Here is a 13,475-nt window from a genome sequence, read left to right as displayed (position 1 = left end):
ACGCCGACGAACGCCTGGCGGCTGAACATCAGGTTGCTCGTCGACATCGCGCCGCTGTTCGCGCTGAAGCCTTCCTCCAGCGTGAAGATCGCCTTCGTGCCGCCGCCCAGATCTTCCGCGCCCTTCAGGCCGAAGCGGCTGCCTGCCCACACGCCCGTGATCATCTTGAACGCCGAGTGGCCGCCCGATGTCGAGCCGAGCGTCGTCGAGCTCGACTGATAACCGATGCCGTTATCGACGATGCCGTACAGCGTCACGCTGCTTTGCGCGAACGCGGGGATCGAGGCCAGCATCGCTGCGCCGGCCAATGCCGCTTTGACTTCGGGGTAACGTCTTTTCATCTCCAGGTCCTTTATGTTTGACTGTTATGACGATGCTTTGCATTGCCTGTCGGCGGCGAACAAACGAACGGACAAACGAAGACCGTCGCCGCCAATGCTGCGTGGTGATGCGGGAAAGCTGAACTAATGCGGGAAAACAGGGGTATTGCGAGGACCGCTAAGGGTTACTGCCAATGCGCACCGCTTTCATGCCGTCGAGCCGTTCTTGCGCTGAGCTTGTGCAGCGAGCCGCACGGGTGCATTGACTGCGCCGTATCCGTCGTATCCGCCCTTGCGCTGGACGACTTCGAGAAAGAAGCGGCCGTCCATCTGCTCCGTGTAGACATGGAAGAACTCGCCGCCTTGCGCATCCCTGTCGTAGAGGACGTGGGTATCGCGCATCCTGGTCACCAAGCCATCGGGGAAATCGTAACGTGCTTCGAGGTCATCGTAATAGTTTGGCGGGATCCTCAATAGCCGAACGTCGCGTGCGCGCAACTGTTCGACGGCGGCGAAGATGTCGTCGGTGACGAAGGCCACGTGACTCAGGCCCGAGCCGCGATACGTATGCAACGATTCCGCAACGGACGTGTGCCCGTCTTGCGATGCGTTCAGTACGATGCGCACGGAGCCGTCGGCGCTGCGCACCGCGCGGCTGCGCACGAGTCCATAAGGATCGGGAAGCAGCCATGCGGGCTCGGCCTCGAAGCCGAATACGGCCTTGAAGTACAGCACCCACGTGTCGAGCGCATCGGCGGGCAGGTTCAGGCACACGTGATCGATGCGACGGAGTGCGCCCTGCTCTGCCTGCAAATGCGCGGCATCGGGCGCGGGCGGGTTCAGAACGAAGTCGGCTTCGTAGAGCGTCGGCTCGTCGGGCCGCGCATCGACGAAATAATGCAGGCTGCCATCGGGCGCACGCACGCTGGGCACGACGCGCTCATTCGGGCCGACACGGCCCGAAAACGGTGCATAGCCGAACGACGTCGCGCGCTCGAACACACGCGCTGCATCGTCGACCTGAAACGCCGACGCGCACAGCGACAGTCCATGCGTATGAAAGAACTCGCTGGCGAACGAATCGGTCTCGGCGTTGAGTACGATCGACGCACCGCCCTGCTGATAGAGCGTCACGTCTTTCGAGCGATGCCGGCCCGCCGTATGAAAGCCCGCTTCGGCAAAGCGTTGCGCGAGACGCGGCGCGCTCGTCGAATCGACGGCGAACTCGATGAACTGAAAACCCGAATGCGACGGCGGCGCGGGCGGCGTGAACAACGGCTGCTGTGCCGCAGGCGCGACGCGTCGCTGCGCGGCCTGCTCTTCGAGATACAGCAGCGAGCGATAGCCGTCCGCGGCCGTCGCGGCTGTCGGCGCGGCACGAAAGCCGTCGTTGAAAATCTCCAGCGAAAACGGCCCTCGATAACCCGTTGCGAGCACGCGATCCGCGAAGCCCGCGACGTCGAAGTCGCCTTGCCCGGGAAAGCATCGATAGTGGCGGCTCCATTCGAGCACGTCCATCTTCTGCAACGGCGCGTCCGCGATCTGCACGAATGCGATGCGGTCGCCCGGAATGGCGGCGATGGGATCGATCGGGTCGCCGATCGACAGCGTATGGAAGCTGTCGAGTATCACGCCGAGGCTCGGATGATCGACGGCATCGACGAGCCGCCATGCGTGACGATACGAATTCACATGCTTGCCCCAAGCGAGCGCCTCGAAGCCGACGCGCACGCCTTCGCGTTCGGCGAGCATTGCAAGCTGGCCGAGCTGATCGACGATCAGTGCATCGTCTGCAACCACGTTTGCATTGACGTTGCTGCACACGAGCACGAGATCGGTGCCGAGCTCATGCATCAATTCGAACTTGCGCTGCGCGCGGTTCAGGTTCTGCGCGAGCCGTTCCTTCGATACGCCCTCGAAATCGCGAAACGGCTGGAACAGCATGATTTGCAGGCCGAGATCGGCGCAACGCTTGCGGATGTCGGCGGGCGAGCCGTCGAAATACAACAGGTCGTTCTCGAAGATCTCGACGCCGTCGAAGCCCGCTGCGCGAATCGCGGCGAGCTTCTCGACGAGCGTGCCGCTGACCGACACGGTGGCAATGGAGCGAAGCATGGGTATGACGTCAGTGAAGATTCGTTTCTATGCAGCGGGCTTGAGCGACAGCATCTCGCGAGCCTGTTTCGCAGTCGCGACGGGACGGCCGAACTCGTCGCACAGCTTCGCGACGCGCTCGACCAGTTGCGCATTGCTCTTCGCAAGCGTGTCCTTGTCCCAGCGCACGTTGTCTTCGAGACCCGTGCGGCAGTGACCGCCCATTTCGAGCGTCCAGTAGTTCACTTCGAGCTGGTGACGGCCGATGCCTGCTGCCGTCCACGTCGCTGTCGGCAGCAGCTTGTGCAGTTGCGCCACTTCGAATTCGAGAATCTCGCGCCGCGCGGGCAACGCGTTCTTCACGCCCATCACGAACTGCACGTGCACGGGCTCTTTCAACAACCCTTGTTGAACCAGATCGACGGTGCTGTACAGCATCGCCAGATCGAAGATTTCGATTTCGGGCTTCACGTCGTAGTCGAGCATCGTCTGCGCGAGCGCGCGAACGAAATCGGGCGGGTTCTCGTACACGGTCGTCGGAAAGTTCACCGAGCCCGTCGCAAGCGAGGCCATGTCGGGGTGCAGGTCGAGCATCGCGCCGCGCTGCTCGAACGAACGGCCGCGGCCGCCCGTCGAGAACTGGATGATGATGTCCGGGCAGTGCTTGCGGATGCCTTCCTGAAGCTCTGCGAAACGGTTGCGGTCGGAACTCGATCGCTCGTCTTCGTCGCGCACGTGAAGATGCACGAGCGTCGCGCCCGCTTCATACGCTTCGTGGGTGCTTTCGATCTGCTCGGGCACCGAGATCGGCACGGCCGGGTTGTCCTTCTTGCGCGGCACGGAGCCCGTGATCGCGACGGAGATGATGCAAGGCTGATTCGGATCGTGATTCATGGCAAAACCTTCTTCAATGAAACGCGTGATGCTGTACGCCGCGTTCTACCCGTCGTTCGCAAGCCGCGGCGCGATGCATGCGAACGATAGCTGCATGCGGTATCTGGGTGATGCTCGCGTGCGTTGGGAAGCGTGCGGCTTAGCGCGTCTTCATCTTCCACGCGACGAGCACCGACAGCAGACAGCCGATCGCCAGATACGCGGCGACGGGATGCCACGAGCCGCCCGCTATGCTGACCAGCGCGACCGCGATGAACGGCGTGAAGCCGCCGCCGACCACGCTCGCCACCTGATAGCCGACGCCCGCGCCGCTATAGCGGAATTCGGTGCCGAAGAGTTCGGTGAACATCGGTTGCTGGACGCTCACCACCATGTCGTGCGCGATATTCGCGAGCATCACGGCGAAGACCACGATCCACAGCGTCGAGCGCGCGTCGAGCGCGAGAAAGAACGGCACAGCCGACAGCATGCCGATCACGGCGCCCGTGATATAGACGCGTCGACGGCCGAAGCGATCGGCGGCGAGCGCGAAGAGCGGGATCGTCACGATGCTGACGGCGCCGACCAGCAGACCGATGTTCAGGAAGAACTGGCGCGGCATACCGAGGTTGCTTGTCGAATAGCTGAGCGCGAAGGCCGTCACGATGTACATCGTGAACAGCTCGGCGAGACGCAGCGCGATGATCAGCAGGAACGCCTTCGGGTTTTCGCGCAGCGCATCGAAGATGGGCAGGCGCGCGCGGTGATGTGTCTTCTCGACCTTCTCGACGAACTCCTTCGACTCCTCCATGCTCGATCGCACCCACAGGCCGATCAGCACGAGTACCACGCTGAATACGAACGGAATGCGCCAGCCCCACGCCTTGAATGCATCGTTATCGAGCGTCGACGTGAGGATCGACACGATGCCCGTCGCGAGAATCAGCCCGACGCCGTAGCCGACCTGCACGCCGCTGCTATAGAACGCCTTCTTCTTTTCGGGTGCGCTCTCGACGGCCATCAGCGCCGCCCCGCCCCACTCTCCGCCGACCGCGAAGCCCTGGATCGCGCGCAGCAGCACGAGCAGCACGGGCGCCCACCAGCCGATCGAAGCGAAGGTCGGCAGCAAGCCGATCAATGCAGTGGAGAGGCCCATCATCATCACGGTCAGCACGAGCATGCGCTTGCGGCCCAGGCGGTCGCCATAGTGGCCGAACACCAAGCCGCCGAGCGGACGAAACAGGAAGCCGACGCCGAACGTGCCGAACGCCGCGAGCGTGCCCATCGCGGGACTGATGTTGGGGAAGAACTCGGTGTTGAAGATCAACGCGGCGACGATGCCGTACAGCAGAAAGTCGTACCAGTCGACGACGGCGCCGACGAAGCTGCCGAGAGCGGCCTTGCGCGCGCGGCTCTTTTCGGCGCTCACATACGTCGGGGATTCGGTGGAACGAAGGGCGAAAGTCATGACGGATGTCTCGGATATCGTGTTTGCAGCGCGGGTTGCGGAGCCGGGCGCTGAAAGTGGCTCAAGAATAGGCAGGCGTCAGTGGGCGGGCAATGCTCCCGATGACGAAAGCGTTCGATAATCGCACGCTCCTGTGCGCTCAGCGCGCGCTTTTCGGGTTAGCACCAGGCGGGACATCGGGGCGGTCATCGTGTGTCTCCAAGGATTTGTTGTCGTCCGGCGCGCCGGCGGTGTCCCGGCGCGTGATTGGATGCTATGAGGGAAACGTCCGCCGACCCAAGAACAAAACGCATCGTTCGCGCGATAATCGCGCGTACAGATGCGTTAAACGCGCAGAATCAGGGTAATTGCTATGAACCGACCGCCACTGGACAAACGGGACTGGATCGCCGGGCTCGAAAAAGGGCTCGCCATTCTCGAGTCGTTCGACAGCGAGCACGCGCGCCTCACGCCGAGCCAGGCCGCGCAGCTGACGGGCATGACGCGGACGGCCGCGCGCCGCTATCTGCTGACGCTCGAACATCTCGGCTACGTGCAGGGCGACGGCAAGCTGTACGGATTGACGCCGCGCGTGCTGCGCGTCGGCTGGTCGTATTTCGACTCGGCGCGTCTGCCGAGGACCGTGCAGCCCTATTTGCAGCAACTGAGCGCGGCGATCAACGAGTCGGTGTATGTGAGCGTGCTCGACGGCTGGGAACTGGTGTTCATCGCGCGCAACGGCACGTCGCGTGTGATGACGACGGGCTTCGTGCTCGGCGCGCGCGTGCCTGCCCCGCTCACGTCGCCGGGCGTCGTGCTGCTCGCGTATCACCGCGATCAGGAAGCGATGCAGACGTGGCTCAACGAGACCGAGCTCGCGCCCTTCACGCCGCACACGGTGACGAACAAAACGGGGCTGCTTGAAAAGATTCGCCGCGCGCAGGCCGACGGCTTCGCGGTGATCGAGCAGCAACTGGATATCGGCGTGCGCGGCGTGGCCGTGCCGATGAAGAACCGCCATGGCGAAGTGGTCGCGGCGCTCAGCACGAACATGCCGATGGGCAAGGAAACGACGGAAGTCGCGTTGAATCGCGTGTTGCGTCCGTTGCAGGAGTCGGCACTCGCTATGCTCAACGTCCTATAGTGAATGAACGGATTTGTAGCGGACGTGGGAGCGAATCATGTTCTGTCGATTTGCCGATCGTGCCGACGCGGGCCGCGCGCTCGCCGATCAGCTGAAGCAATACGCGCAGCGCGATGATGTGGTCGTGCTCGGGCTGCCCCGCGGCGGCGTGCCTGTCGCGTATGAAGTGGCGCGCGCGCTCGGCGCGCCGCTCGACGTGCTCGTCGTCAGGAAGCTGGGCGTGCCCTGGCAACCGGAACTGGCAATGGGGGCGATCGCATCGGGCGATGCGCTTTATCTGGATGAAGAATTGATGCGCGAGACGGGCGTTTCGCAGGAGGAGTTGGACCGCGTGCTGGCGGACGAAAAAGCGCAGCTCGCGCGGCGCGAGGCGCTCTTTCGCGATCCGCAGCGCGCGAGCGTCGACGTTGCGGGCCGCGTTGCCGTCATCGTCGACGATGGATTCGCCACGGGTGCATCGATGAAGGCGGCCGCGCGCGCGTTGCGTGCGCGCGGCCCGGCCAGGATCGTCGCCGCGTTGCCCGTTGCGCCGTATGACGCGGCCGAACGCATCGCCGGCGATGTCGACGAATTCATCTGCGTGGCGTCGCCGGAACTGTTCTTCAGCGTGAGCCAGTTCTATGCGGATTTCGGCGAAACCACCGACGACGACGTGCGCGCAATACTCGCACGCACCTCGCCGGCGAGCGGGCACGCGTGAAGCGGCTCACGCGTGCACTCGCGCGCACCGATGCACAAGGCGACAGCGGATAGAGGCGATGGCGCTGCCATAGACGCTGCTTTCAGGCGGCGGCTGCCGTCAGATGCATCGGCAGATAGCTTTGCAGATAGTCCTCGAACTCCGCGCGCACTTCCGGGTGACGCAGCGCGAATTCGACGGTTGCCTTCAGATAGCCGAGCTTGCTGCCGCAATCGAAACGCGTGCCGAAGTAACGGTAGGCCAGCACCTGCTCTTCCGTCAGCAGCGATTCCAATGCGTCCGTCAGCTGCAGCTCGCCGCCGGCGCCTGGCTTCAGCGCACGAATGTGGCGGAAGATGGTCGGCATCAGCACATAGCGACCGACCACGCCGAGATTGGACGGCGCCTTCTCGGGCGCAGGCTTCTCGACGATGCCCGACAGCTTGATCACGTCTTCTTCCCATTCCTTGCCGTCGACGACGCCATACGAACGGCTCGTCTCGCGCGCAATGGTTTCGACGCCGACGACCGAGCTGTGATAGTGGTTGAACACGTCGACGAGCTGCTTCATCACAGGCTGTTCGCTGTGCAGCAGGTCGTCCGCGAGAATGACGGCGAACGGGCTTTCGCCGACCAGTTTTTCCGCGCACAGCACGGCATGGCCCAGGCCGAGCGCTTCCGCCTGACGCACGTAGAAGCAGTCGACGTTCGAAGGCTTGATGCTGCGCACGAGTTCGAGCAATTGCTCCTTGCCGCGCGCTTCAAGCTCCGCTTCGATCTCATAGGACTTGTCGAAGTGATCTTCGATTGCGCGCTTGCTGCGGCCCGTGACGAAGATCATCTCGGTGATGCCCGCGGCAATCGCTTCTTCGACCGCATACTGGATCAGCGGCTTGTCGACGATGGGCAGCATCTCCTTCGGGCTCGCCTTCGTGGCGGGCAGAAAACGTGTTCCGAGACCCGCAACAGGGAAGACGGCTTTGGTGACTTTCAGCATGGTGTGCATTTCCACTCGGTTGATTGAATGTATGCAATCGCCAGGACAGGCGGCGCGATGTCGTGCCCAGAAAAGACTGGCGCAAAATTAGTCGAAATGAGCCGTCAATACGGCTCCACAATTATTTATTGATTCATTTCGCGGGCCAAACCATTATATGAAATACATTCGGAAATAATGACGCGACTGATTCAATCAATTTACATGTGCGACGTAAATGTTGCTTATGGCACGTGGTCGCACGTGCGCATCCGGGCGCGCGACGCTCACTCGTTGTCCTCGAATTGCGGCATATTTTCCGGAGTCATCCGGATACGGCTGATCGGCTCGTTGCGCAGCGCCTCGCGATATGCGGAAACGCCTATTAACAGCAACAGCACGGCGACGCCGGCGAGCAAATGCAGGTTCATGACCCTACCCCTGTCAAAAGTTTGCCGGCATTAACCTAACATGAAAAAAGCGTCAAATAATTTCATCGGCTAACCGAATTGCGCCATTCTCTCCACATCGAAAAACAATCCTGGATTATTGAATCATTTCTTATCGATTTTTTGCACGCCCGTTCCTCTACGATAGGCAATCGGCGTGCTGCGTCGGGAAAGGCCGCGCGTCATCCGTTGATCAACGACCGAGGATCGCGCATGAGCGATACAGCACTGGATGCCACCCACTCGTCCCGTTCATTGGCGACGGCGGCGCGCAGCGAGACGAAAGCCGTCGACAAGGAACACGTCGTCGATGCGATGCGTGGGGTCGCTGCGCTGCTGGTCGCCTACTTTCATTGCCGCCAGGTCGAGTGGGTCGGCATGCAGAGCTTTCATCACCTCACGAGCAGGCCGCTCGACCTGAATACGGTCGTCGCCTATCTGACGCTGCCGATTGCGTGGGGCTCGGCAGGCGTGCCGATTTTTTTCGTCATCAGCGGCTACTGCATTCATCGCGGCGCGGCGCAACGGCTCGCGAACAATCCCGCTTACCGGCTCGATGCGGCGAATTTCTGGGCGCGCCGCTTTGCGCGCATTTATCCCGTGCTGTTCGCTGCGTTGCTGCTCACGTTGGCGCTCGACTGGACGAGCCTGCACTTTCCGCCCGTCAATCACAAGATCCTCGATATCGGACCGACGGCTTTTCTCGTCAACCTGTTTTCGCTGCAAGGCGTAGCGGGCAAGACGTATGGCTCGAACGGCGCGCTGTGGACGCTTTCGCTCGAAGTGCAGTTCTACGCGGTCTATCCGCTGCTGTTCGCGCTGCGTCGCAGGCTCGGCATGCAGCCCGCGCTGGTGGTGGTCGCGCTCGTCAATGTCGTTTCCGCGTTCGTGTTCGAGCGCAATGACCTGCAGTTCTTCACGTCGTTCTGGTTCTCGTGGACGCTTGGCGCGTGGATCGCCGAGTTGCAGGTGAAGCGCGACGCGTCGCGCAAGCGCATGCCGTGGCGGATGTATGGCGCGGCGTTGATGTTCACCGCGCTTGGCTGTGCCGCGTTCCACTTCGGTCAGTACTTCGCATTTCAACTGTGGGCGCTCGGCTTTGCGTGCTATCTGGCGGAAGCGCTGAAGAGCCATCGTCAAAACCGCGGTGAGAAAGATGCGCCCGTTATTCGCTTGCTGTCGCGCTTCGGTGACTTCAGCTTTTCGCTGTATTCGATCCACCTTCCCATCTTCGTGCTGCTCTCGTCCCTGCTCTATCGCTCGACGCTACAAACGTCGATCTTTCCGACCTTCGGTTTCATGCTCGTCGCGATTGCGGCCGCGTGGGTCTTCTATCGTTGCGTCGAACTGCCCGCGATGAAATGGTCCGCAAACTTGAGGCCTGCCGCTGCGCGGGCGCGTTGATCGATACGTTCAATATCCCATAGACAGCGATTCATTCGAGCTCGAGCGAAATGGCCGGCGTGAACTTGATTGCGCCGGCCTTTTTTCAGCTTGTCAGTCGAGCCTTCGCGCCCGCGACGCTCGTCAGAATTCGCTCGACGCCTTCCACATAAGCCTGCGTGCCGAACTTGCGTACGGCCGTCTGATAACCCTGCGCGACGAGCCGCTCGCATAGCGCCGGATTGGCGCGCAGTTCGGCGAGCGTATCGGCGAGCGCGTGCGCATCGCCCGGCGTGCACATCAGGCCGTTCACGTTGTCGTCGATGATCTCCGTCACGCCGCCCGCGCGCGCGCCCGCCACGGGCCGGCGCGCGAGCATCCCCTCGACGATCACGCGGCCGAATGGCTCCGGCGTGATCGACGTATGCGCGACGGCATCGACGGCGCACATGCACGCAGCGACATCGTCCTGGAAGCCGAGAAAATGCACGCGATCATTCAGTCCATGCGATGCGACGAACGCGTGCAACTGCGCTTCGTACGCGTTCTCGCCGAAGAGCGGCGCGCCGACCAGCACCGCGTGCATGCCGGGGTTGAGCACCATTGCTTCAAGCAGCACATGCTGGCCCTTCCATTGCGCGAGCCGGCTGAACGAGCCGACCAGAAACGCATCCTGCGGCAGATTCAGCCGCGCGCGCAGCACACTTTGCGGCACGTCGCGCAACGCGTCGAACGGCGCGGCCGGGATGCCGTTGAACACCACATCGATACGCCTGTCGCCGAAATTCGTCAGCTCCGCAAACGCGCGCGCCGATGCCGCCGAGTTCGCGATCACGTGCGCGAGCCCAAGCTTCGCGCACCACTTGATGATCGCGAGCTGCCTGCTGCCGAAGTGCTCGCGGCTCACGATGTCGCGCAGATGCCAGACCACCGGGCGCCGCGCGAAGCGGCCCGCGAGTGCGCCGATCACCATCGCGCGCTGCGTGTTCGCATAGATCACATCGCTATGACGCGCACGCTCGACCGTTTCTCGCACCAGCGACGCGACGCCCTTCACCGCTTTCATCAACGGCGGCGTGCCGCCCTGCTTGCGGATATCGCGTGTCGCGCCGGGATCGAGCACATCGACTGCGACGCCTTCACGACGCAGCGCCGCGCGAAACGGTCCGTCGTCGAACAGCACGACCTGGACGCGCGCCTTGAGCGCCTTCACGATTTCGAGCAGCGACAGTTCGGCGCCGCCCATCACGCCGCTCTGGTCGATCGCAAGCACGCGCAATGCGCTCGATGTCTGATCGTGCACCGCGCTGCCGACGGGGACATCATTCGAGGGCAGCGACGTGCGCTGCAATGCGGGCACCGTCTCACGCACGAAGCCGAAGAAACGCTCGCGGAAATGCCCGATCGAAAAGCGCTCGGCATTCGCGCGGCAATCGGCCGGCCTGAAGCGCGCGGGATCGTCGGCGAAGCTCTCGACGGCCGCGATGATCGACTCGACCGACTGCTCGCTGAAGAAGAGGCCCGTCGGATGCGGATCGTATTCGTCGCGCACGGTTTCGAGCGCCCCGCCCTTGCCGTATGCGATCACAGGCGTGCCGCACGCCTGCGCCTCGACGACGGAAATGCCGAAGTCCTCTTCCGCCGCGAACACGAACGCCTTCGCGCGGCGCATGTGATCGCGCAGCACTTCGAATGGCTGATAGCCGATGACCTGCACATTGGAAGCCGCCTTCTCACGCACCTTCTCGCGCACCTTCTGCATGTCCGGGCCATCGCCGATCACGACGAGCTTGCGCTGCGGCATGTTCGCGAACGCTTCGACGATCAGATCGATCTTCTTGTACGGCACCATCCGTGATGCCGTCAGATAGAAGTCCTCCTTCGCTTCGCAAAGAGAAAACGCATCGACATCGACAGGCGGAAAGATCACTTCCGCTTCACGCTGATAGACCTTCCTGATGCGGCGTGAAATGAACCCGGAGTTCGCGACGAACGCATCGACGGAATTGGACGTGCGGATATCCCAGTTGCGCATGTAATGCAGAATGAGCCGCGCGAACGCGGACTTCGGGCCGCGCGTGAGCTTCGACTGCTGCAGGTACTGATGCTGCAGGTCCCACGCATAGCGGATGGGCGAATGCACATAGCTGATGTGCACCTGGTCCGGGCCCGTCAGCACACCCTTCGCGACGGCGTGGCTGCTCGAGATCACGACGTCATACGCGGATACGTCGAGCTGCTCGATCGCGAGCGGCATCAGCGGCAGATACGCGCGGTACTTCGTGCGCGCAAGCGGCAGCTTCTGGATGAACGAGGTCGTCACAGGCTTGCCGCGCAGGAACGCGCGATCGTCGACGTCGAGAAAATCGACGAGGCTGAAGATGTCCGCATCCGGGAAGCACGCGACGATCTGTTCGAGCACGCGCTCGGCGCCTGCATACGTGACGAGCCAGTCGTGAACGATCGCGATGCGCGCGGGCCTGTCGCTACGCGCTTGCCGTCGTTTGACAGGCGGCTTCGCGACCGGCGTCGTGATGAGATCGGCGGCTGTATCGCGCGTCATAGGGCGACGCAACAGGTCTTCTTCGACGATATCGTGGTTCATGCGCTATTCCTCGGATTGAGTCGCAACTTCAGACGCGCAAGCAGCGAACGCGCAAGATCGCGCAATGCAGGGGTCATCGTGAGTGACCATGCGACGTTCGCGCCCACGATGAGCGCGCCCGCGGCAATGGCCATCGGCAGGCTCGGGAGCAAGGTGGCGAGCCACAGCGTGCCCACCAGGAAGGCGAGATGCGCGAGCATGTCGAGCACGATCGGACGCGCGTGAATGGCGGACAGACGCAGCAGCGCGACGTAGTCGAACAGGCCGCGCGCGGCGACGACGACGGCGGCACCCACCAGTCCGAAATGCGCGATGCCGTACCACAGCGCGAGCGCATGGAACGGCAGTTCGAAGAGACCGAGGCGCGCGGCCGCCGCCGGATGCACTTGCGACTGGATCAGGATGCGCGCGAGATTCGCCTGACCGACGAGCCACACGGAAACGATCAGGATGCGTCCCACGGGCCCTGCGGCATCGGCGACTTCGCTGCCCACCCACACATGCAGGAACGGTTCGAGCACGACGATCGCGACGAGCGCAACGGGCGTGAACACGCCGTTCAGAAATTCGAGCGACTGCCGCATGATCACGTCGGCATCGTCGCGACCCACGGCGGACAGGCGCGGAAACAACGTGCGCAGCATCGCCGTCGGCACGATGTTCATACGCGTGACGAGGTTCTGCGGCACCGCGTAATACGTGACGAAACGCGCGCCGAGACCTGTGCCGAGCATCACGCGATCGAGCGATTCGGCGACTGTGTTGGTAAGGCTCGCCACCAGCATCCAGCCGCCGAAACTGAACAGCCCCTTCGCAACGTTGAATTGCGGCGCGCGGATGTGCCGGATGCCGAGCACGTTGAACGCGGAGCGTGCGAGCAGAATCGCCGCGGCCAGACGCGCGACGACGGCAGCCGCGAGCACGTTCTGCAACGTCGGCCCCATGATCCATGCGGCGGCGAGCGGCAGCAGCTGAAACAGAAACGTGCCGAGCGTCTGGTTCGCGTTGTAGATGCCGAAGCGTTCTGCACCGTTGATCGCGCCAGCGAAGACCCACGACACATTCGCGAGCGGAATCGCGGCCGCGAGCCACGGCAGCGCGCGATACACCTCGTGCTGCAACCCGGGCGAGACCTTCGAAAAGTACGCGGTATAGAGTGCCGCGCCGAAGTAGATCACGAGCCCGCCGATGATCCCCGTCGCCAGGTTGAGCCATGTAGCGCTCCAGAACACCTGCTCGCACGCGTCTTCATCGTTCGATGCGCGCGCCTTCGAGATGTGGTTCTGCGCGGCCATGCTCATGCCCAGATCGAGAATGCTGAAATAGCCGATCAGCGTCCACACGAGGCTGATCACGCCGTAGCGTTCGACGCCGAGCAGCCTGATGTACGACGGCACCGTGACGAGCGATACGAACGTCGGCAAGATCAGTCCGATCAGATTGATCACCACGTTTCTGAGGATGCCTTTATCCATCGGATAGCTTTGGATCGGTGCGTTATCGGT

At 62.7% G+C, this 13,475-nt stretch carries 11 protein-coding genes; 3 read left to right on the top strand and 8 right to left on the bottom strand.

Annotated features, from left to right (window positions below; translation table 11 throughout):
• The 4 genes from BMW76_RS02715 to shiA form a co-directional block, all read right to left on the bottom strand.
• A partial coding sequence (locus BMW76_RS02715) for a porin (RefSeq protein ID WP_143062195.1) occupies positions 1-341 on the bottom strand: 341 nt, incomplete at its 3' end.
• 186 nt (positions 342-527) lie between these two features.
• The gene (locus BMW76_RS02710) at positions 528-2,435 is read right to left on the bottom strand and encodes a bifunctional sugar phosphate isomerase/epimerase/4-hydroxyphenylpyruvate dioxygenase family protein (RefSeq protein WP_090862424.1); all 1,908 of its coding nucleotides are present in this window, start codon (positions 2,433-2,435) and stop codon (positions 528-530) included.
• Between the two features lie 27 nt (positions 2,436-2,462).
• Positions 2,463-3,308 carry a BKACE family enzyme gene (locus BMW76_RS02705; protein ID WP_090862421.1) on the bottom strand — a complete coding sequence of 282 codons (846 nt, stop codon included), beginning with the start codon at positions 3,306-3,308 and terminating at the stop codon, positions 2,463-2,465.
• A 139-nt stretch (positions 3,309-3,447) separates the two neighbouring features.
• A complete protein-coding gene (gene shiA / locus BMW76_RS02700; protein WP_090862418.1) occupies positions 3,448-4,755 on the bottom strand; it encodes a shikimate transporter in 1,308 nt (435 codons plus the stop codon).
• Positions 4,756-5,107: 352 nt separating this feature from the next.
• On the opposite strand from shiA, the gene BMW76_RS02695 reads away from it, so the two are divergent.
• Positions 5,108-5,878: an IclR family transcriptional regulator domain-containing protein gene (locus tag BMW76_RS02695; RefSeq protein WP_090862415.1), complete on the top strand. Its 771-nt coding sequence runs from the start codon at positions 5,108-5,110 to the stop codon at positions 5,876-5,878.
• A gap of 37 nt (positions 5,879-5,915) precedes the next feature.
• Positions 5,916-6,578 carry a phosphoribosyltransferase gene (locus BMW76_RS02690; protein ID WP_090862412.1) on the top strand — a complete coding sequence of 221 codons (663 nt, stop codon included), beginning with the start codon at positions 5,916-5,918 and terminating at the stop codon, positions 6,576-6,578.
• An 82-nt stretch (positions 6,579-6,660) separates the two neighbouring features.
• On the opposite strand, the gene galU is transcribed toward BMW76_RS02690, so the two are convergent.
• Together galU and BMW76_RS40990 are read right to left on the bottom strand one after the other, a co-directional pair.
• Entirely contained in the window at positions 6,661-7,554 is an 894-nt protein-coding gene (gene galU, locus BMW76_RS02685; RefSeq protein WP_090862410.1) for a UTP--glucose-1-phosphate uridylyltransferase GalU, read from the bottom strand.
• Between the two features lie 266 nt (positions 7,555-7,820).
• Positions 7,821-7,964 carry a hypothetical protein gene (locus BMW76_RS40990; RefSeq protein ID WP_177200287.1) on the bottom strand — a complete coding sequence of 48 codons (144 nt, stop codon included), beginning with the start codon at positions 7,962-7,964 and terminating at the stop codon, positions 7,821-7,823.
• A 231-nt stretch (positions 7,965-8,195) separates the two neighbouring features.
• Here BMW76_RS40990 and BMW76_RS02680 point away from each other — a divergent pair, with 231 nt between their 5' ends.
• A complete protein-coding gene (locus tag BMW76_RS02680; RefSeq protein WP_090862407.1) occupies positions 8,196-9,386 on the top strand; it encodes an acyltransferase family protein in 1,191 nt (396 codons plus the stop codon).
• A gap of 85 nt (positions 9,387-9,471) precedes the next feature.
• Here the strand turns inward: BMW76_RS02680 and BMW76_RS02675 are convergent, their stop codons facing one another.
• Both BMW76_RS02675 and BMW76_RS02670 read right to left on the bottom strand, forming a co-directional pair.
• Entirely contained in the window at positions 9,472-11,970 is a 2,499-nt protein-coding gene (locus BMW76_RS02675; RefSeq protein ID WP_090862404.1) for a glycosyltransferase family 4 protein, read from the bottom strand.
• A complete protein-coding gene (locus BMW76_RS02670; protein WP_090862401.1) occupies positions 11,967-13,445 on the bottom strand; it encodes an oligosaccharide flippase family protein in 1,479 nt (492 codons plus the stop codon). Before BMW76_RS02670 ends, BMW76_RS02675 begins: the two co-directional genes overlap by 4 nt.
• Positions 13,446-13,475 lie beyond the last annotated feature (30 nt).

The sequence above is a fragment of the Paraburkholderia diazotrophica genome, from assembly GCF_900108945.1.
Lineage (GTDB): Bacteria > Pseudomonadota > Gammaproteobacteria > Burkholderiales > Burkholderiaceae > Paraburkholderia > Paraburkholderia diazotrophica.
The sequence above is the reverse complement of the archived record's forward strand: the minus strand, read 5'-3'. Positions and strand labels throughout refer to the sequence as shown.

Coding starts and splice junctions, on each gene's coding strand:
- BMW76_RS02710 (WP_090862424.1), bottom strand. CDS start 2,435: ATGCTTCGCTCCATTGCCACCGTGTCGGTCAGCGGCACGCTCGTCGAG.
- BMW76_RS02705 (WP_090862421.1), bottom strand. CDS start 3,308: ATGAATCACGATCCGAATCAGCCTTGCATCATCTCCGTCGCGATCACG.
- shiA (WP_090862418.1), bottom strand. CDS start 4,755: ATGACTTTCGCCCTTCGTTCCACCGAATCCCCGACGTATGTGAGCGCC.
- BMW76_RS02695 (WP_090862415.1), top strand. CDS start 5,108: ATGAACCGACCGCCACTGGACAAACGGGACTGGATCGCCGGGCTCGAA.
- BMW76_RS02690 (WP_090862412.1), top strand. CDS start 5,916: ATGTTCTGTCGATTTGCCGATCGTGCCGACGCGGGCCGCGCGCTCGCC.
- galU (WP_090862410.1), bottom strand. CDS start 7,554: ATGCTGAAAGTCACCAAAGCCGTCTTCCCTGTTGCGGGTCTCGGAACA.
- BMW76_RS40990 (WP_177200287.1), bottom strand. CDS start 7,964: ATGAACCTGCATTTGCTCGCCGGCGTCGCCGTGCTGTTGCTGTTAATA.
- BMW76_RS02680 (WP_090862407.1), top strand. CDS start 8,196: ATGAGCGATACAGCACTGGATGCCACCCACTCGTCCCGTTCATTGGCG.
- BMW76_RS02675 (WP_090862404.1), bottom strand. CDS start 11,970: ATGAACCACGATATCGTCGAAGAAGACCTGTTGCGTCGCCCTATGACG.
- BMW76_RS02670 (WP_090862401.1), bottom strand. CDS start 13,445: ATGGATAAAGGCATCCTCAGAAACGTGGTGATCAATCTGATCGGACTG.